This window comes from Actinomyces sp. Z16 (assembly GCF_003111765.1).
In the GTDB taxonomy this organism is placed as follows: Bacteria; Actinomycetota; Actinomycetes; order Actinomycetales; family Actinomycetaceae; genus Actinomyces; species Actinomyces glycerinitolerans.
In genome coordinates this window covers 2,442,086-2,461,740 of the sequence record NZ_CP027862.1, presented here as the reverse complement: position 1 = coordinate 2,461,740, position 19,655 = coordinate 2,442,086, and the positions used below count along the sequence as shown (strand labels likewise).

Sequence of the window (19,655 nt, the reverse complement as noted above, 5' to 3'; positions counted from 1 at the left end):
CGAGCGCCGGTTGTGCGCGGATTGGAGCGACGAAACCGGCTGCCAGTATTGGAGAAAACCTCCAGGTGGTGGATGGGAGAAGGGGCGAATCGGCCGCGGTGCGGCGGAGGGCCGGCGTGACCGGTCCCCCGCCGACACCGGGCGCGCGGATCGGTGCCCGTCAGGACTGCACGCCCGCCGGCCCGCCGTAGATGGCGTCGATGTCGGCGGCGAAGTGCTTCAGGGCCGCACTGCGGCGTACCTTCAGCGACGGGGTGAGCAGGCCGTTGGCCTCGGTGAAGTCGTCCGTGAGCACCCGGATCTTGCGGATCGACTCGGCCCGGGAGACGTGCTTGTTGGCACGGTCCACGGCGCGGTTCAGCGCAGCCAGCACCTGCGGGTGGACGGCGGCCTCGGCCACGGTCATGGGCTCCAGATCGTGCGTGCGCAGCCAGGTCGGCAGCATCTCCGCGTCCAGCGTGATCAGGGCGGCCACGAACGGCCGCTGCTCGCCGACCACCACCACCTGGCTGATCAGCGGGTGACCGCGCAGGGAGTCCTCCAGCGCAGCCGGAGAGACGTTCTTACCGCCGGCGGTGACGATGACGTCCTTGGCACGCCCGGTGATGGTCACGTAGCCGTCCCGGTCCAGTGAGCCCAGGTCGCCGGTGCGGAACCAGCCGTCGTCGGTGAATGCGGCGGCCGTCGCCTCGGGGTCGTGGTGGTAGCCCTGGAACACGGACGGGCCCTTGAGCAGAATCTCGCCCTCGGACGAGATGCGCACCGCCATGGGCGGCAGCGGCGGGCCGACGGTGCCGATCTTGGACAGCCGCGGCGTGTTCACGGCGATCGGGCCGACCGTCTCGGTCAGCCCGTAGCCCTCCAGCACCGGGATGCCCAGGCCCCGGTAGAAGTGGGCCAGGCGGGTGGACAGGGGAGCGCCACCGGAGATGATCCAGTCGGCGTTGCCACCCACCAGGGTGCGGATGCGCTGGTAGACCAGCCGGTCGGCCGCGGCGCGCTGGGCGCGCAGGGCACGGGACGGCCCGGCCGGGGTGTCCTGCGCCCGGGAGTACTCGATCGCGACCTTCGCGGCCCAGCGGAAGATCCTTCGGGCGCCGCCACCTCCCGCCTGCGCATCGGCGGAGTTGTAGATCTTCTCCAGCACCCGGGGGACCACCAGCAGGTAGGAGGGACGGAATGAGGCCAGGTCCGACAGCAGGTTCTTGGTATCGGGCGCGTGTCCCATGATCCCCTCGCCGGAGATCTGGAAGACCTCCAGGAAGCGGGCGAACACGTGTGCCAGCGGCAGGAACAGCAACAGCCGCGAACCCCGCCCCATGCCGATCTCCGGCATCCACAGGTGCGCGTTGGAGCACAGGTTGGTGAAATTGCCGTGCGACAGGACCGTGCCCTTGGGCGAGCCGGTGGTCCCGGAGGTGTACACGATGGTGGCGATGGACTCGGTGGTCAGGGAGTCGGTGCGCGTGCGCACCTGCTCGCGGGACACGTCCCGGCCGGCCTCGGTGATGGTGTGCAGGGCGCCGGTGTCCAGGGACAGGACCTTCAGGCCGTCCTGGTTCAGCGAGGCCGCGGCCGCCCGCACCAGCTCCGCGGTGGTGATGGTCTCGGCGACCACCAGGCGGGCGTCGGCGTCGGCCAGCACGTAGGCGATCTGCTCGGCGGAACTGGTCTCGTAGATGGGGACGGGCACGAGCGCCGCCGTCCAGCAGGCGAAGTCCAGCAGCGTCCACTCGTACCGGGTGCGGGACATGATGGCGACCCGGTCGCCGGGCTCGAGTCCCATACCGATCAGGCCCGCGGCCACCGAGAGCACGTCGTCGTAGAACTCCTGGGCGGTCATGTTGCGCCAGGTCTCGCCGATCTCCTGCTTGCGGGCGATCAGCGGGCGGGCGGCGGAGCGGCGCACGCGGTCCTGCAGCATGGAGGGGATGGTGGTGTGCTCGTCGATGCGGATGAGTGTGGGCGCCTGCCACTCGAGGGCGTGCCCGGGCCGACCACCGGTCGGGGCGGGATCGGAGGAGCTGGCCCCATCTGCTTGGGAGGCGGGTTCCACGGGGGTGGAGGTCATGGTTTCTTCTTCCTCGAGCCGGGGCGGCACAACGACACGGGATGGGGCACGTGCACCCCGGCTTCGGTTATGGATTACTCACCATACCGCCGGCGGGTGCTGGCTGCGTGCATTCGAGTCGTCCCGCGCCAGGCACGAGTGCGCCGTCGGGCCCGGGCGACTCCGGGCCCGACGGCGCTCGGGTCAGCGGCGCTTGGCCGGCTTGGCCGGGGGCTCCCCGAGCTCGACCGCGACCACCTGCACCGGCGCGGCGGCCTCGGCGGCCGGGGCCAGCGTGAGCTCCCCGGTGACCTTGGCGGCCTCCACCAGGTCCGCGCGCACCGTCTCGACGGCGGGGGTCGCCGGCGCGGCCACGGCCAGGGTCACCGCCAGGATCGGCGTCTTCTGGCTGGTCTTGGCCTCCGACTTCACCTTGCGCAGGGCCGCCAGGGCGGCACCGGCGTGGACGACCAACTCGGCGTCGGCGTCGCCGGCCGCCTCGCGCAGCGGTGCCGCGACGGGCCAGTTGGTCCGGTGCACGGAGCCGGTGCGGTACCAGCTCCACACCTCCTCGGTCGCGAAGGGCAGGAACGGGGCGAACAGGCGCACGAAGGTGTCCACGGCGATGGCCAGGGTGGTGCGGGCGCTGCGTACCGCGGCCGGGTCGTGGGAGCCGTCGAAGTCGTTGGCACGGTCCTTGACCAGCTCGATGTAGTCGTCGCAGAAGGTCCAGAACAGCGACTCGGTGGCCTCCAGGGCGCGGGAGTGCTCGAAGCCCTCGAAGGCGGTGGTGGCCGCGTCGACCACATCGGCCAGCGCCGCCAGCAGCGCCCGGTCGATGGGCTCGGTCACCTCGGCCGCGTTCAGGCTCGGGGCGGGGGCGGCCGCCTTGGTGGCCGCGTCGGCGTCCCACGGGATGCCCATGGACAGGGCGAACTTGGAGGCGTTGAGCAGCTTGATGGCCAGGCGGCGGCCGATCTTGATCTGCGTCTCCTCGAAGGCGGCGTCCAGGCCCAGCCGGGCTGAGGCCGCCCAGTAGCGCACGGCGTCGGAGCCGTACTGCTCCAGCAGTCCCATGGGGGTGACCACATTGCCCTTGGACTTGGACATCTTCTTGTGGTCGGAGTCCAGGATCCAGCCCGACAGCCCCGCGTTCGCCCACGGCAGGGCGCCGAACTCCAGGTTCGCGCGCACCACGGAGGTGAACAGCCAGGTGCGGATGATGTCCTGCCCCTGCGGGCGCAGGTCCATGGGGTAGACGCGACCGAACAGGTCCTCGTCGGTGAGCCAGCCGGAGGCCAGCTGCGGGGACAGGGAGGAGGTGGCCCAGGTGTCCATAATGTCCAGTTCGCCGACGAAGCCGCCGGGCTTGCCGCGCTGGTCCTCGGTGTAGCCGGCGGGCACGTCACTGGAGGGGTCCACCGGCAGGGCGGACTCCTCGGGGGTGATGACGGCGTCGTAGTCGACCTCGCCGTCCTCGCGCACCCGGTACCACAGCGGGAAGGGCACGCCGAAGAAGCGCTGACGGGAGATCAGCCAGTCGTTGTTGAGGCCCCCCACCCAGTTCTCGTAACGCACCCGCATGAAGTCGGGATAGAAGTTCAGTTCCTTCCCGCGCTCAAGCAGCTCGTCGGCCAGGTTCTTCCCGGAGGCGGGGTTGGTCCACGCCTTGCCGCCGTTGCGGATGTACCACTGGCGGGAGGTGACGATCTCCAGTGGCTTGTCGCCCTTCTCAAAGAAGTTGGTCTGGCGCACCGTCTTGGTGGGCTCGCCACGCATCTCGCCGGAAGCGGTCAGCGCCTCCACCATCACCTGGCGGGCCGAGTAGGTGGTCTTGCCCGCCATGTCCGCGTAGGCCCGGCGGCCGGCGTCGGTGGTGATCCAGTCCGGGGTCTCGGTCTCGATGCGTCCGTCCTTGCGCAGGATGGCCCGCAGCGGCAGGTTCAGGTCCCGCCACCAGTCGATGTCGGTGGTGTCGCCGAAGGTACAGCACATGGCGATGCCGGCGCCCTTGTCCATCTCCGCCTCGGGGTGCGGCAGCACGGGAACCTCCACCCCGAATACGGGGGAGGCCACGGTGGTGCCGAACAGCGGCTGGTAGCGCTCGTCGTCGGGGTGGGCGACCAGGGCCACGCAGGCGGCCAGCAGCTCCGGCCGGGTGGTTTCGATGCACACGTCGGCGGTACCGTTCGGGCCGGTCTCGATGGGGGCGCCGGCCGCGGCGGCGGTGGCTGCGGCCTGGGGGTCGACGACGTGGAAGGCCAGGCGGTGGTAGAAGCCCGGGTATTCGCGCGACTCGATCTCCGCCTGGGCGACGGCGGTGCCGAAGGTGACGTCCCACAGGCCCGGCGCCTGCGCCTGGTAGGCCTCGCCACGGGCCAGGTTGCGCAGGAAGGCGGTCTGTGCGACCTTGCGGGCGCGCTTCCCAATGGTCTGGTAGTTCTGCTTCCAATCCACGCTCAGCCCCAGGTGACGCCACAGGGCCTCGAACTGCGCCTCATCCAGGGCGGTCAGGCGCTCGCACAGCTCCACGAAGTTGCGCCGCGAGATCGGCACCTGGTCGCGGGCCTTGATGGACTTGCCCTCGCCGCCGGTGTGCGGGGGAACGAAGTCGGGGTCGTAGGGCAGGGAGGGGTCGCAGCGCACCCCGAAGTAGTTCTGTACGCGCCGCTCGGTGGGCAGGCCGTTGTCGTCCCAGCCCATGGGGTAGAAGACGGCCTTACCGCGCATGCGCTGGAAGCGGGCCAGCGTGTCGGTGTGGGTGTAGGAGAACACGTGCCCCACGTGCAGGGATCCGGAGACGGTGGGCGGGGGAGTGTCGATGGAGAAGACCTCATGGCGCTGCGCGCTGCGATCGAAGGCGTAGATGCCGTCCTGCTCCCAGCGCTCCTTCCAGGTCTCCTCCAGCCCGTCGGCGTTGACCCTTTCGGGCACGTTGGGGGAGTGAAGCTCGGAGGGCAGGAAGCGGTCCCCGGCCGGGGCGGCGGGTGTGGGCGCAGCGGATTCGGCGGCTGACTCAGACATGTGCCCGATTCTGTCACGGCCGGGCGGGCCCGCCTGCGCCAGCACCCGCGCAGGCCATGTGAGGTGGGCAACCGGCCCGGCGTTCCATTGCGAGCCGGACGCAACCGCGGCTCAGGTGGGCGACGGCGGCCGCCCCCGGGCGCTGTGGGGGCATCGGCAATGGCAGGATGTGCCTCCGGATTACAAGGCGCATGCGAGCCTTCGACTGAGAGGCCGGAACCAGGTGGGTGGGCAGCAAGAACGGATGGATATGGAGCAGGCGGGCAGTTCCCGAGCCGGGGCGAGCCCTACTTTCAATGTGCTGTGGCCGGGCGGCGAGACCGCCGCTGCGAGTGTGCGCACCACCGTGCTGAAGGCGGCGGCGCTGCTGCGCCGCCTGGGCGTTGACGTGCGCATGCGCATGCCGCAGCCGGGCACGCCGCAAGCGGAGGCGGGCCACCGCTGGGCCGATACGGTGCTGCTCCTCGACGACGCCCACGACCCGGCGGCCCCGCGGGCGCGGCTTGACGCCGTGGCGGCTGCGGCCGAGCACGTCTTCGTGTACCTAACGGGGCGTGGCCGAACACCGGCCGGCCCGTTGCCGGCGTCGTCGGCGCAGGTAGTGGTACTGAACTCCCCGGATGAGGCCGCGCTGGCCGCGGCCTGGCTGCCGCTGGCCGAGCGGGGCGCCTCGGCCGAGGCGACGGAATCGGCCGCCGCTGGCGGCGTGGAGCGGTCGCGCCGGCTATTCCGCCCGATCTCGGCGAGGAGCGGGACGAGTGGCGAGGACGAAGGCCACGACCAACCCGGCGATAACGCCGACGACCACGCCGACGGCCGCGTAACGCAGCAGTGAGGGCGTCTGCGTGACCGCGCCGACCTGCGCCGAGCTCAGCAGGGCGAGGCTGACCGGGTAGTCGTCACCGGCCAACGCCCCCAGGTCGTCGGAGGCGTGGGCGACGACGGCGTCCGCAACCGCGATCGCGTCCTCGCGCGAGGGCGCCGACACCTGAATTTCAATGGCAGGGGAGTCCGTTACCCGCGTCGCGGAGACCCAGGAGGCCACCTCGGTCGGGGACTGGCTCAGGCCCAGCTCGTCGATCACCTCCTGGGCCACCGCCGGGGAGGTGATCACCGGCAGGAAGCCGTCGGTGGCGGAGTCGGCGACGGTGGAGGCGTAGGAGTAGCCGGTCATCCCCTCCTCCGGGTCCACCTCCACCTGTACATAGGCCATCGAGCCGGCGGTGTAGGTGGGGTCGGTGGTCGCGGCGACCGCGGCCCCGGCCCCGCCGCCGACGATGCCCAGGACGATGATCCAGACCAGGCCACGGCGCACAAGCGTCATAAGTTCCTGCATTGTTTTCAAATCCTTCCCGTTTTCGGCAGGTAGGTCGGGCGGGTGTCAGGCAGCGGAGGCAGCGCTGCCCGCGGAGTTGTGAGAGATGTGCCGCAGCGAGCCGGCCAGCGCCGCGCACACCCGATCCACATCCGCGTCGCTGAGTGCGAGGTGCAGCGGCAGGGTCAGCTCCCGGGTGTAGAAGGCGTAGGCGTGCGGGAAGTCGGCGATGTCGAAGCCGAGATCGCGGTAGGCGGTCAGCAGTGGCAGCGGCTTGTAGTGCACGTTCGCCGACACTCCCGCCGCGTACAGGTCCTGAATGACCCGGTTGCGTTCGGTGACCCCGGGCACCGGCAGCGTGGCGATCGCCAAGTGGCCGGATGAGACCACGCCGTCGCCGCCGTGCTCCAGCAGCTGCACGCCGGTGTCGGCCAGGCCCTGCGCGTAGTGGGCCAGTAGCTCGCGGCGCCGCCGCAGGGTCTGCTCATAGCGTCCCAGCTGGGACAGTCCCAGTGCGGCCAGCGTGTCCGGCAGGTTGCACTTGTAGGCGGGGGCGATCACGTCGTACTCCCAGGAGGCACCGCGGGACTTGGCCAGGGCGTCCTTGGTCTGCCCGTGCAGCGAGTAGGTGCGCACCCAGCGGGCCAGCTCCTCGCGGTCGGTGGGCAGGTCGGCGCGCCAGGTCAGGGCCCCGCCCTCCGCCGTCGTGAGGTTCTTGACGGCGTGGAAGGAGAAGGCGGTCAGGTCCGCCAGGGAGCCCGCGGGCGTCCCCTCCAGCGAGGCACCCAGCGAGTGCGCCGAGTCGGAGATGATGACCGGCCGTCCCAGGGCGGCCCCCAGTCCGGTGTCGATCCGGCCCCGCCCGGCCAGGAGCGTGGCCAGGGGACGCGAGTCGAAGGGGATGCCGGCCAGGTCGACGGTGATCACCGCGCGCGTGCGGTCGGTGACCGCGGCGGCGATGCGTTCCACGCTGGGGAAGGGGGAGCCGGGCTCGGAGTCGACCATGACGATCCGGGCGCCGACGTGGTCGATCACGGAGGCCGACGCCGTGTACGTGTAGGCCGGCACGACCACCTCGTCGCCCGGGCCGGCGCCCGCGGCGCGCAGCGCCAATTCCAGGGCGGCGGTGGCGGAGCTGAGCGCGACCGCGCCGGAGGTGCCGGCCCACTGGGCCAGCTGCTCCTCGAAGCGGCGGCCGACGGGCCCGGAGGTGATCCAGCCCGAGCGCAGCACCTCCACCACCGCGTTGATGTCGTCCTCGGTCAAGGTGGGCGGGGAGAAGGGAATCATCGCAGGGCCTCCGCGGAGTCAGGAACCGGTAGGGCGGTGTCGGTGGGATCGGCGGTGGAGCCGGCGGCGACTCCGGGGGCCGGGCCGGCGGGGACGCCGTCGGGCCGGACCTGCGCGGCCCCCGCCAGCGGGTCCTCACCCACCGCCCAGGCGTGCAACTCCTCCACCTGCGGCGTCGGCTGCGGCTGTACGCGCACGTGACTCACCAGCGGATGGAAGGGGCGCTCACCGTGCTCGGAGTGCGCGACCAGGTCCTCCGACAGCTTCTCGCCGGGGCGCAGCCCGGTGTACTCAATCGGGATGTCCTTGCCGGACTGGGCGATCAGCCGGCGGGCGACGTCGACGATCTTCACCGGCTCGCCCATGTCCAGCACCATGGTGTCGCCGGGGCGGCCGAAGGAACCGGCCTGGAGCACCAGCTGGCAGGCCTCGGGGATGGTCATGAAGAAGCGCTCCACGTCCGGGTGAGTGACCGTGACCGGTCCGCCCTCCTCGATCTGCCGCTTGAAGGTCCACAGCATGGAGCCGCGTGAGCCCAGCACGTTTCCGAAGCGCACCGAGACGAAGCGCCGACCGCAGTCCAGGGCGGTCGCCGTCGTCATGCGTTCGGCGGCCAGCTTGGTACGGCCCAGCACGGAGGTGGGATCGGCCGCCTTGTCGGTGGAGATGTTGACCAGCGTCTGCACCTCGTAGCGTCGGGCCAGCTCGATCACGTTGCGCGATCCCAACGCATTGGTCTTCCAACCCTCCTCCGGGTACATCTCCAGCATCGGCAGGTGCTTGAGCGCCGCCGCATGGAAGACCACCTGCGGGCGGTGCTCGGCGAAGACCGCCTCCAGGGCAGCCCGGTCGCGGATGTCGCACAGCACCATGTCGCGGGTGTCCAGCAGGCCCTTGCCGTAGATGTCCAGCTGCACGGCGTGCAGGGCGGACTCGTCCCGGTCCAGCAGCACCAGCTCCTTGGGGCCGAAACGGTGGATCTGCCGGGCGAGCTCGGAGCCGATCGAGCCGCCGGCTCCGGTGACCAGCACGGTGCGGCCGGAGAGGTAGCCGGCGATCTGGGAGACATCGGTGTGAATCTCACGGCGGCCGAGCACCTCGGCCAGGTCGATCTCACGGATGTCGGAGATCTGCAGGGCGCGGTGGGCCAGCTGGCGTACCGGCACGATCGTCATCACTCGAATGCCGTGCTCCGCGCAGCCGGTGGTCACCGTCTTGAGCCGGTCGGCGGGGAAATCGGCGACGGCGATCACCACCGTGGAGGCGGACAGCTCGGCGCAAACGTCGATCAGATCGTCTACGCCGCCGCGCACGGGCACGCCCAGGATCCGCAGGTTGCGTTTGGCGGGGTCGTCGTCGACCAGGCCGACCGGGGTGAAGGGGGAGGCGGCGTCGAACTTGGTCAGGTGGATGATCTGCTGGCCCACCCGGCCGGCGCCGACGACGACGATGCGGTCCTGGCCGCGGGCGACGCGCTGGTAGTACTGGGAGGCCCGGTAGGTGTTTACCAGCCGTGCCGCGAAGCGGGCCGTGAGCGCGGCCAGGAGCGCCAGTGCGAAGGCGGCGGCGAGGGTGAGTGCACGCAGAGGCGTGTCGGTGATCAGCCCCCAGATCGCCGCCACCCCGAACATGACCAGGGCGGATACGCCGAACTGGGTGACGACGGCGGTGACCTCGTCGAAGGAACCGGCCGGGTAACGTCGGCGGTAAGTCAGCAGCCACAAGTAGCCCAGGCACAGGCTGACGACTGCGGCGACGGCGGCGCAGGCCAGCACGCTCAGGGCGGCGGGGGAGGCGAAGGCGTCCCCGTGCAGCCGGCAGGGCACGAACGCGGCGAGCAGCCAGAACAGGGTGTCTAGTATGGGCAGGAGCAGTGTTTGTCGATCAGGGGCGGAAGTGCTTGGTCGCATGAATGGTCACGTACCTCTCGGCTGGAGACCGACCCAGGGATCAGGGCGGCACCCTCGCGACCACGGCAACGTCGAACGCGCACAGAAGAGTGGTTTCGGCACCGGCGCAACGTCAGGGAAGCGGAACGAGGGACCATTACATTTAAAGCGCAAACGCGATTCTGGTCAAATACCAATCGTTTGACGGACACGGTGTGCGCGGGTCAGCATTGGCAGGTCATCACAGGCCTGTGCCCTGAACCCGTCTGCGCCCTGCAGCGATGACATGTGAGGAGAATCCCTGTGTCCACCGCATCCCCCTCCAGCCGCAGCCTGACCCGGGGCCTGCCCTGGGTTCTGGTCGGCAACGTCCTGTACATGGCTTCGGCGGCCCTGCTCACGCTGGTGCTGCCGCGCATCATCTCCGTGGCCGACTACGGGCTGTGGCAGCTGTACCAGCTGTACGTCATGTACTTCGGGTATGTGACCTTCGGCTACACCGATGGCGTGTACCTGCGGCTGGGCGGCCGCCGCTGGGCGGACATGCCCGGGCCACGCCTGTCTGCCGGCCTGATCCGCCTGTTCGCCCTCGACCTGCTGGCCTGCATCGGCCTGGTGGCGTGGGTGTGGGCGGTCGCCCCACCGCAGCAGCGGGGCCTGATCCTGGTGTTGGCCGGGCTGGGCGCCCTGTTCTACGTGCCGCGCACCCTGGTCACCGTGGTTCTGCAGATCGCCGGCCGGGCACGTGCCTTCGCCCTGGGCACGGTGGTGGAGCGGATGGTGACCTTCGTCGGCGTCGGTGGGGCTCTGCTGTTCGGGGTACGCGCGGTGATCGTGTTTATTGTCTTCGACGTGCTGGGCAAGGCCCTGGGCCTGGTGATCGCGGTGCTCATCGCCCGCGGGGTGTTCCTTGCTCGCCCCGACTTGAGCTGGCAGGCCACGCGGGAATTCTTCGTCGACTGCGGAGCGGGCATGTTCGTGCTGGTGTCCAACCTGGCCGCCGCCCTGATCACCTTCGTTGTGCGCTGGGCGGTGGAGGACCACTGGGGTATCGAGATGTTCGCGCAGGTGTCCCTGGCATTCCAGTTCACCACCATGTTCATGGTGCTGGTCAACTCGGTGTCCATCTCCGTATACCCGCAGCTGAGCAACCTGGACCGCGCCCACTACGCCGACGCCTATGCCACCCTGCGCTCGCGGTTCGTCACGCCGCTGGTGCTCATGCTCGGCCTGTACTTCCCGCTGGCCTGGGTGCTGGGCCTGTGGCTGCCCAACTACGGGCAGGCGATCTTCTTCCTGGCGCTGCTGTTCCCCCTGAGCGTGTACGAGACCAAGAGCAGGGGCCTGTCGGTGGTGTTCCTGAAGGTGATGCGCCGGGAGCGCCTGATGGCGGTCATAAACCTGGCCTGCCTGGGACTGGCCGTGGTGGGCACGTGGTGGACCGTCTACCTGTGGGGTTCGGTGACTGCGGCCGTGTTCCTGATTGCGATGGTCTCGGCGGTGCGCTCGATCGCTTCGGAGGTGTTGATCAACCGGCTCATTGGCGTGCCGATTCTGGCCGATACCCTCACCGAGCTACTGGTGTGTGCCGTGTTCCTGGGAGCGGTCGCCGCGGGCGGGCCGCCGCTGGGGCTACTGGCCGTCTACGCCACACTGGTCCTGTACGGCTATGTTCACCGCGATGCGCTGCCGGGTTTGGGGGGCCGGCGCCGCGGTCGACGCGCAGTCGACTAGCCCGCGTGATGCTGCCGCTGACGGTTCGCCGGGTACAACGACGGTTCGTGTCTTCCGGTGGACGCTTCGCTACTTCTTGCGACGGTTCGGCGCATGTACCCCGCTGTGTTGTCTCCTAACTTCTGGGACGGTTGAGTCTCAAGGGGTCTGGGGCTTTGACCCCGTGGTGGGTGGTGGGTGTTGCCGGCCTGGTGGGTTGGGTGCTGGTGGGTGGTGCGCGCCTCGGGCGCCCCGCTGTGGGGCAGAATGTCCGAATTCGGCACGAAGGCTGCCGGCGATCGCTATGGTCGTTTCTGAAACCGCATGATTCCAACGTTCTGGCCACGGCCGCCGGCGACGTCGGAGTCGTTTATGCCGATCCTGGACACTTTGGGCTGCCGCGCACGGGAACGAGCACCAGCGGCGAGCAACCTTGGGCGGACAGGCCCCCTACCCCCGCACCCCCGACCTCGCCCCGGAATGCAACATCACACCCCCCGGGGAGCTGGTTTGGGGGCTCTTCCGGTTTGAGGGTGTGGTGCGGGGAGGTCGTACTCGACCCGCCGGGGTCGCGTTCGGGCTGAAGAGGACGTACTCGCCCGGCGAAGACGGGTCGTTCTGGGGCTTGTAAGGTCGTCTTCGGGCACGCGAGGTCGTGTTCGGGCGTAGAAGGTCGTGTTCGCCCGGCCGGGTCGGGTCGTTCTGAGGCTCGCGAGGTCGTACTCGAACCCCCGCGCTCGTCGAATACGACCTTTTCCGCCCGAAACCCTCCACATCCGGGAGGGTTTCGGGCGAACCAGGACGTCTTCGCCCGCCCGGGGACGTCTTCGGGCTGATAAGGACGTCGTCGGGCTGATGAGGTCGTTGTCAGTGTTGCGTGTTGTTGTTTGCCCGGGCGGGCGGGTCGGTGGGGTCCCATCGAGGACGTGGGTTAGCCCGCGAGGACATGGCCCGGAAGCGACAATGACCCGGCCGGCCTGACAACGACCCCACACACCCGAACCACCACACCCTCAAACCGAAGAACCGGTTTGGGCCCGCCCGGGACTCTCGGCTCTGCGCTCGGGGCGCCGGCCGACGGCGGTAAGGCCAGCCGGGCCCGGCGCCTGTGCCTGTCCCGGGCTCCTACTTGGACCGCGATTCTGTGGTTGACCGCCTGGGGTGCGTCTGAGGCGGTCCAAGGGCAGCCCGGTGGTCCGGGTGCAGCCCGGCGGGATTGGGACCCGCCATCTCTACCAACCTCGGCCACGTAACTTCTACCGACCTCGGTGCGTAACTTCTACCGACCTCGGGGTATTACTGGTGCCGGCTTCGCGCAGCAGGGCGGCGGCCAGGGACAGCACGGTCACGCCGAGCAGCGCCACTAGCACGCTGGGCGTCAGCCAGGTGCTCAGGAAGCCGGTGGCACTGCCGCGCGGCGCCCACAACAGCGTCGGCACGATCACCAGGCGCAGGCCGTTGCGCAGCGGCTGCCCCTTGACCAGGGTGCAGGCCCAGATGCACACGGCGCCGTACACGGCTCCGCCCACCAGCACGCCTGCGTAGCCGTAGTCGTAGAAGAGCTCCGCGATGAAGGACGATCCCGTGCCGCGGCCGCTGAGGTACTGCGGCCCCAGCAGCGTGTAGGCGAAGGCGTGGGTGAAGGAGCCGCCGTGCAACGCGTGCGCGACGGTGTTGCCGTGGTAGACCTGGGCGTCGAGCAGGCGGGCGGGCAGCCCGGAGTGCAGGAACTCACCGGTGTACCAGTCCTGGGGAATGAAGTCGGCGTAGGTGTAGGCGTTGCGCACCACCGTCGAGCTCACGCCCTGGCCGTACAACAGCTGCAGGATCGGGTTGCGGCCGGCGGTGTCCGAGGCGACCGCACCGACGCCGCGCGCCGACTCCACCGCGGCCAAGGCGACCGCGACCAGCGGCACCATGACGACGCCGACGATCCGGCCCGTCCTCCCGATGCGCCAGGTGCCGGGCGGGTCCTGGCGGGCACGCACGATCCAGTAGGCGAGGATGATGACCAGGCCGCCCACGAAGGTGCCGCGCTGCCCGGTCAGCAGACTCAGTGCCAGGTAAACGGCCCAGCCGACGCTGGCGGCCGTGACCTGGCGGCGCGGCGGGAACAGGCCCAGATAGATCGTCAGCACCAGCGGCAGCATGATCTCGATGCGGCGCAGCCCGTACATGGATCCGGAGGCGTCCTCCAGATCGGAGAAGTCCGTGTAATAGGACAGGTAGCCGTTGGCCAGCACGTAGCGGGCCCGCAGCGCCACCGATATCAGTGACAGGACGAGCGTGGCCCAGTACAGGAAGCGCACGATCGACGGGTCCGCCAGCACGGTCGCGCCCTCGGGAACGCCAATGCGGGCGGAGCCGAAGCGCCCGCGGCTGGAGCCAGCGGAACCAGCGCCGCCCACCGCCCGCAGGCGCGACTTCCCTGTGCGCCAGGCACTCACGGCCAGCGCCCCGGCCAGAATGCCGACCAGGCTCAGCGCCAGGCACAGCTGCAGGTGCTCAGTCTGCCCCGGCGGCGCCTGACTGGTCTCATAGTGGAAGAAGTCCACCGTGATTTCGCGCCCCAGCAGCAGCAGGAAGAAGGACACCAGGAAGGCCGCCAGGATGGTGCGCTCGGCCATGCGGGCGGCGGCGAACAGCAGCGCGTTCAGCCACAGCAGCAGAATCAGGACCCAGGGAAGCGACGCCTGGGTGGCCAGAGCCAGGGCGACCGCCGCCAGGTTGCACAGGGTGGCGACCAGCGCCAGCCCGGGGCGGCGCGAGACAGCGCGCTCGACCCGACGGCGTCGCTCGGGCTCGCCGTTCACCGCGTCGCCGGCTGATGACTGCTGTCCCGGAGCCTGTCCGCTCATGCTCGTCCCTCCTGCGCGGCGGCGCGGGATTCCGCCTCCTCCAGCAGGCCGGACAGCTCCGCGGCGAAGCGGGTGTACAGGGCGCGCGCGTCGCAGCGCTCCTCCCAGGTGCGCCGGGCGCCGGCGCGCAGGTCGGCATAGGCATCCTCATCCAGGCCCGCGATCTGCTCAATGGCGCCCCGCACTTGCGCCGGCGTCGGATCGGCGGGCAACAGAATCCCGTTGACGCCGGTGCGCACCAGCTCGCCGGTGCCGCCCACATCCGTGGCCACCACCGGGATGCCCGCCGACAGCGCCTCCATGATCGACACGGGCACGCCCTCGGAGGCGGAGACGTTGACCAGCAGGTGGCGGGGGGAGTGCACGTACTCCTCCACCAGGTCGGCGTTGCGCACGAAGCCCCGCCAGGTGAGGCTCACGTTGGCGGGCAGCTCGGCATCGGCCTGCGCCTGCAGCTGCTCACGCAGCTCCCCCTCACCGAAGTGGTCCCACCGGACCGGCAGTTCGGTTCCGGCCAGCGCCTCGACCAGCAGGTCCAGGCGCTTGATGGGGACGATGGTCGAGCAGGATACGATCCGCAGCCCCTCCCGGCGGGGCGGCACCGCGGCGGGGACACCGTGATCGGTGGTGCCCAGGCGGGCGACGACGGCCTTGTCCGCCGCCTCCGGCTGCCGGTCCAGCAGGTAGCGCAGTCCGTGGTCCGCCACCAGGTAGATGCGGTCCAGGTCGGCCACCGTCTGTGCTCGCAGCGGCAGGTAGCCGCGGGGGAGTACTCCTCGTACAGGTCCGCGCGGTGGGCTCGTGCCACCGAGGCCGTGCGGCGGAAGCGGCGGCGCAGTCGAGCAGCCATATAGGGCTGGTAGGCGAAGCGGTAGGAGTAGAAGACCACCTCGTCGTCCGGGCCCGCCCCGGCCTCCCGGAGAAGCCGGGCGACCTGGGCGGACTCGTGGCGGGCGCGGCTGAGGAACACGAACAGGGTGACCACGCGGGAGGGGCTGAGCCGGCGGCGGCGGGCCAGGTCGGCCAGCTCGCGGTACAGGTTGGCGTCGCCCAGCACCGGGAAGGAACCGAGCAGGTAGAACAGGTGGGAGCGGAACGGGATCGCATGCGCGCGCATGCCCGCCGGCAGCGGGCGCACGTTGGCGCGCTGGTCCTCCCGTACCGACAGAGACATGATGTCCACCTGGTCGAAACCGGTCAGGTACTCCAGCTCGGTCGCCAGGAACGGCTCCCAGTTGCCCCAGGGGAAGGCGTTCGCCAGGATGACAAGTCGTTTCATGCCGCCTCCTGCAGTCGGAAGGTCACCTGGGCGGCCAGGGCGGCGGCCCGCTGCCGACACTGCTCCAGGTCCTGCCCGCGCACCACCACCTGTCCCAGACAGTCATTGGAGGAGGCGAAGCCGTCGATGCGGTCGCCTGGGCCGCGGAACAGGCTCAGGTCCACCGCCCAGTCGGGCAGGTCCCGGGGCACCAGCACGTCGGCGATGGTGCCGTGGGCGTCAGGGTCCGTGAGCATCAGTGCCAGGGCGGCGCCCGGCCCGGGTTCGCGCCGCGCCCAGGTGCCGGGCACGTCCAGGTCCAGCGCCTCCCGGGCCACCAGCTCGTAGTAGTCCAGGCCGTGCACCGCACCCATCAACTCGGGCAGTCCGTTGGCCCCGGCGCGGCCGGTCAGCTCGATCACGTACACCTGGCCGTCGCAGGCCATCAGGTCGATGTTGACGGCGCAGTCGTCCAGACCCAGCGCCGCCACCGCCGCGGCCGTGACCTCGCGAGCCTGGGCGGCCAGGTCGGCGTCGTCGAGGGGCACGTGGTGGCCGATGGGGATCGGCAGGCCGGCGGCCAGGTCGTCGCCGTGGACGGTGACGTGTATCAGCTCGCCGTCGTGCGCCAGCGCCTGCGCGCCGAACTCGCGGCCGTCCAGGAAGCGTTCGACGATCACCGTGCCGTGGCGGCTGAGGGCGTGGGCGCGATCGAAGGCGGCGCGGGCCTGTTCGGATGAGGCCACCTTGAACACGCCGGAGGAGCCCTGCAGGTCGGCGGCCTTGACCATGGCCGGCAGACCGACGGCGGCCAGGGCGGCGTCCAGTTCATCGCGGCTGGTGACCTCCCGGAATGGGGCGGTGGATACGCCGCGCTCGACCAGGCGGCGCTTCATGGCCAGCTTGTCCATGCACAGCCGGGCGGCGGCGCGGCCGATACCGCGCAGCCCCAGCTCGTCGACCACCGCGCCCAGCGCCTCCAGGCCCGTGTCCAGGCAGCTGGTGGCGACGGCGTCGACACCGGCCAGACGGGCCTCCCGGGCCACCGCGGCCGGGTCGAGCAGGTCCACGTCGATGGCCTCATCGGCCTCCTTGAGTCCCGGCGGCGGACCGGCGGTGAGGCTGGCGACTACCGCGGTGGCTCCCAGGCGCTTGACGGCGCGGATAAGCCCCAACTGGCCGCGGCCGGCGCCGATGATCAGCACGCGGCGGCCCCGCGCGGGCAGGTCGCCCGGCGTCGAGGAGGCGGGGCCGGGGGAGGCCGCCGTCGGCGTGGCGGCGGGGGAGGGGAGCTGCGCGTCGACCTCGATGCGGATCAGGTCGCGGGCCCGCTCGCAGGCGGCGACGGCGGTGACGCGGTCGGGGGCGGAGGCAACCACCACGCCCAGGCGATCCGTGCTGGAGTGCAGCGGGGCGATGGCCTCGCCGGGCTGCGCCAGGGTGATGACGGCGTCGACGCCGGGTACAGCGCGCGCCTCCTCCACCCCGTGGAAGGCGCGCAGCACGCCCTCGGGGGCGGTCAGGAAGCGAATGGCGGCGGCCCGTCCGGAGGAGGCCGGCATCTCGATCTTCTCCCCGCAGGCCTGCCGCAGCACCAGCCCGATGAAGTCGATGCCGGTGGAGCCGGGCACCACATGGGAGGAGACGAAGTCGCCGGCCATGCGGCAGCCGAACTCAATGAGCACGGGTCCGTTGTCCGTCAGCATCATCTCCACGTGGGCTGGGCCGAAGTGCATGTCCACGGCGGCCAGGCACTGGGCCACCAGGGCGTGGGCGGCGGCCAGGGTGTCGGCGTCCAGGTCGGCGGGCTGGGTGTGGCCGGTCTCAATGAAGTGGGGGCTGCCGGTGGTGTCCTTATCCGTGGTGGCGACCACGTGGTACGTACCGTCCACGCACAGCACCTCGCAGCTGATCTCCCGCCCCACCAGCAGCTCCTCCACGATCACGGTCGGCTCGTAGGAGGGAGCCAGGGCATAGTCCAGTGCCCGGGCCAGGTCTGCCTCGCTGTCCACCTGCACCACCCCGCGGGACCCGGAGGAGTCCAACGGCTTGACGATGCAGGGCAGGCCCACCTGGGCGACGGCGGCGCGCAGCTCGTCCAGGTCGGTGGCCAGGGCGAAGCGCGGGTGGGGTACGCCCGCGCGGGCGACGGCCTGAAGCATCAGCGCCTTGTCGGTACACGCCGCGGCCGTGTCCGGCGAGACGGCGGGCAGACCGTGAGCCTGGGCGACGGCCGCCATGGCCCGCACCGGCCGGTCCGTGCCCACAGAGGTGACCCCCGCCAGCTCGCGGTCGCGAGTCAGGGCCAGCAGCCCCTCCACGTCGGTGGTGGACACGGCGGCGAACTCGTCCGCCAGCGCGGCGCCGGGAACGTTGGGGTTGGCGTCCACGACCAGCGTGCGCAGCCCCAGGTCGCGGGCCCTGCGGATCATCGGCACCTGGAGCGGGGAACCACCCAGGATCAGCACCGGTGGGCGTTCGGCGGCGGGGCGCGTCGACTGGTCGGCGTCCGCGTGGGGCTGGATGGCGGGGGTTTCAGGGACGGTCATGAAGTGGCTCCTTGGTTTCCTTGACGCCGGTTCTCAGGCGGTTTCCTTGGCGTCGGAGTAGACGGACTTGCCGGTGAGCACGGTCTGGATGGTTTTGAGCACGATGCGCAGATCCAGGCCGAAGGACAGGTGATCGACGTAGTAGCAGTCGGCGGCGTAGCGCTCGGGCAGGGTGGTGGAGTTGCGGTAGAAGGCCTGGTTGTAGCCGGTGATGCCGGGCCTGACCGTGAGTCGCCGCCGCTCGTCCGCGCCCATGCGCTCCAGCGGCTTGGTCGCCAGGTTGGGGCGCGGCCCGATCAGACTCATGGTGCCGTTCAGGACGTTGAGGAACTGGGGCACCTCGTCGACGGAGGTGGTGCGCAGGAAACGGCCCACACGAGTCACACGGGTATCGGTGCGGGAGGCGACGGAGGAGGAGTCCGCGTTGCGGATATCGGGTGCGCCCACGGACATGGAGCGGAACTTGAAGATCTTGAAGGGGCGGCCGTGGCGTCCCCAGCGCTCCTGCCGGTAGAAGATGGGGCCGCCGTCGTCGAGCTTGATGGCGGCGCCCACGCCGACGGTCAGCACCCCCAGCACCGGCATGACGGCGAGGGCGGCGCCCACGTCCAGGGCGCGCTTGCCGTAGCGGGCATAGAAGGTGCGTGGTTGCTTCCAGGTGCTCAGGGTCGCCTGGTTCGCCATAGGAGTTCCCCTTTCGGAGGCTTCACCGGGGCAGCGGTCAGGAATGGGCAGGTGTCAGGAGGTAAACGGTCAGGAACAAGATGATCAGGAACAGGCACGGATCCGGTAACGGACGGGGCAAGTAGTGCCAGCTTAGCGGCTTTACGGGGGTGCGTGCACGGCGCACGCGTGAGAGATTAAGCGCCCAGCGCCCGATCCCTGGCAATGGTCGCCTGCACGCCGTCGACAACCGCGGCGGAGAAGCCCGCCCGCTCCAGCGCCACCAGCCCCGCCACCGTCGTGCCGCCGGGGGAGGAGACGGCGTCGATCAGGTCGGCGGGAGTACGGCCGCGCCCGGCGTCCCCGGTGTCGGACGCCTCGGCTTGCACGGTCAGGGCCGAGCCGAGCACCGCCTGGGTGACGATCTGAACCGCCTGCGCCTTGGGAATGCCGGCGGCCACTCCGCCGCGCGCCAGCGCCTCGATGAACTGGAACACGAAGGCGGGGGAGGAGCCCGCCAGCGCGGTGAACGCCGAGAAGTCCTTCTCCGCCAGCACCACGGTGCGGCCCGCGGTACTCATGAGGGCACGCGCGGTCTCCAGGTCGGCGGCGTCGGCTGTGGCGCCCGCCGCCAGGGCGGTCATGGACTGGCCCACCGCCGCCGCCATATTCGGCATGGCCCGCACCACGCGGGCCCTCGGGGGCAGCATCTGCGCCAGGCGCTCGGTGCTCAGCCCCGCCGCAATCGAGAGCACCAGCGGGCGGCGGGCGGCCAGCGCGTCGGCGAGGGACTCCAGCACTTCCGGCACCACGTGCGGCTTGACCGCGAGCACCACCACATCACTGGCCGCCACCAGGTCCGCCGGCGCCGGGACGTGCCGCGCCCCGGTGGCGGCGGCCAGGCGGGAGGCGGAGTCGTGTGCACTGGTCAGTAGCACGTCGGTGGTGGGCGTGCCCGCCGCGATGGTGCCGCGCACGATCGCTTCCGCCATATTGCCCGCACCGATGAAGCCGTAGACCGTCATGCCTCCAGACTAGTAGACGAC

Annotated in this window: 12 protein-coding genes; 2 read left to right on the top strand and 10 right to left on the bottom strand. The window is 70.6% G+C overall.

Features of this window, described 5'->3' with window-relative positions; translation table 11 throughout:
- Positions 1-160: 160 nt before the first annotated feature.
- Both C3B71_RS10200 and valS read right to left on the bottom strand, forming a co-directional pair.
- On the bottom strand, positions 161-2,071 hold the full coding sequence (locus C3B71_RS10200) for an AMP-dependent synthetase/ligase (RefSeq protein ID WP_108967859.1): 1,911 nt from the start codon (positions 2,069-2,071) through the stop codon (positions 161-163).
- Between the two features lie 183 nt (positions 2,072-2,254).
- Positions 2,255-5,074, bottom strand: coding sequence for a valine--tRNA ligase (gene valS, locus C3B71_RS10195; RefSeq protein ID WP_108967857.1), 2,820 nt, complete (start codon positions 5,072-5,074; stop codon positions 2,255-2,257).
- A 244-nt stretch (positions 5,075-5,318) separates the two neighbouring features.
- On the opposite strand from valS, the gene C3B71_RS15930 reads away from it, so the two are divergent.
- Positions 5,319-5,909: a hypothetical protein gene (locus C3B71_RS15930; RefSeq protein WP_146752344.1), complete on the top strand. Its 591-nt coding sequence runs from the start codon at positions 5,319-5,321 to the stop codon at positions 5,907-5,909.
- On the opposite strand, the gene C3B71_RS10190 is transcribed toward C3B71_RS15930, so the two are convergent.
- From C3B71_RS10190 to C3B71_RS10180, 3 genes are read right to left on the bottom strand one after another with little or no spacing between them, the layout of a single operon-like run.
- Positions 5,799-6,410 (bottom strand): Wzz/FepE/Etk N-terminal domain-containing protein, encoded by a 612-nt coding sequence (locus C3B71_RS10190; protein ID WP_073332786.1) that lies wholly within the window; start codon positions 6,408-6,410, stop codon positions 5,799-5,801. The genes C3B71_RS15930 and C3B71_RS10190 overlap by 111 nt on opposite strands.
- A gap of 45 nt (positions 6,411-6,455) precedes the next feature.
- Positions 6,456-7,679 carry a DegT/DnrJ/EryC1/StrS family aminotransferase gene (locus tag C3B71_RS10185; protein WP_108967855.1) on the bottom strand — a complete coding sequence of 408 codons (1,224 nt, stop codon included), beginning with the start codon at positions 7,677-7,679 and terminating at the stop codon, positions 6,456-6,458.
- On the bottom strand, positions 7,676-9,589 hold the full coding sequence (locus C3B71_RS10180; RefSeq protein ID WP_108967853.1) for a polysaccharide biosynthesis protein: 1,914 nt from the start codon (positions 9,587-9,589) through the stop codon (positions 7,676-7,678). Before C3B71_RS10180 ends, C3B71_RS10185 begins: the two co-directional genes overlap by 4 nt.
- Positions 9,590-9,871: 282 nt before the next feature.
- On the opposite strand from C3B71_RS10180, the gene C3B71_RS10175 reads away from it, so the two are divergent.
- Positions 9,872-11,302: a lipopolysaccharide biosynthesis protein gene (locus tag C3B71_RS10175; protein ID WP_108967851.1), complete on the top strand. Its 1,431-nt coding sequence runs from the start codon at positions 9,872-9,874 to the stop codon at positions 11,300-11,302.
- 1,235 nt (positions 11,303-12,537) lie between these two features.
- Here C3B71_RS10175 and C3B71_RS10170 read toward each other — a convergent pair.
- The 5 genes from C3B71_RS10170 to proC all read right to left on the bottom strand — a co-directional run bounded on the left by C3B71_RS10170 (position 12,538) and on the right by proC (position 19,634).
- Positions 12,538-14,139, bottom strand: coding sequence for an O-antigen polysaccharide polymerase Wzy family protein (locus C3B71_RS10170; RefSeq protein WP_108967849.1), 1,602 nt, complete (start codon positions 14,137-14,139; stop codon positions 12,538-12,540).
- A complete protein-coding gene (locus C3B71_RS15925; protein ID WP_159097674.1) occupies positions 14,136-14,873 on the bottom strand; it encodes a glycosyltransferase in 738 nt (245 codons plus the stop codon). Before C3B71_RS15925 ends, C3B71_RS10170 begins: the two co-directional genes overlap by 4 nt.
- Before the next feature lie 541 nt (positions 14,874-15,414).
- Complete coding sequence (locus tag C3B71_RS10160) at positions 15,415-17,946, bottom strand: ATP-grasp domain-containing protein (RefSeq protein ID WP_108967845.1); 2,532 nt, start codon at positions 17,944-17,946, stop codon at positions 15,415-15,417.
- Positions 17,947-17,979: 33 nt separating this feature from the next.
- Entirely contained in the window at positions 17,980-18,630 is a 651-nt protein-coding gene (locus C3B71_RS10155; protein ID WP_073332802.1) for a sugar transferase, read from the bottom strand.
- A 176-nt stretch (positions 18,631-18,806) separates the two neighbouring features.
- The gene (gene proC / locus C3B71_RS10150; protein ID WP_108967843.1) at positions 18,807-19,634 is read right to left on the bottom strand and encodes a pyrroline-5-carboxylate reductase; all 828 of its coding nucleotides are present in this window, start codon (positions 19,632-19,634) and stop codon (positions 18,807-18,809) included.
- Positions 19,635-19,655: the final 21 nt, after the last annotated feature.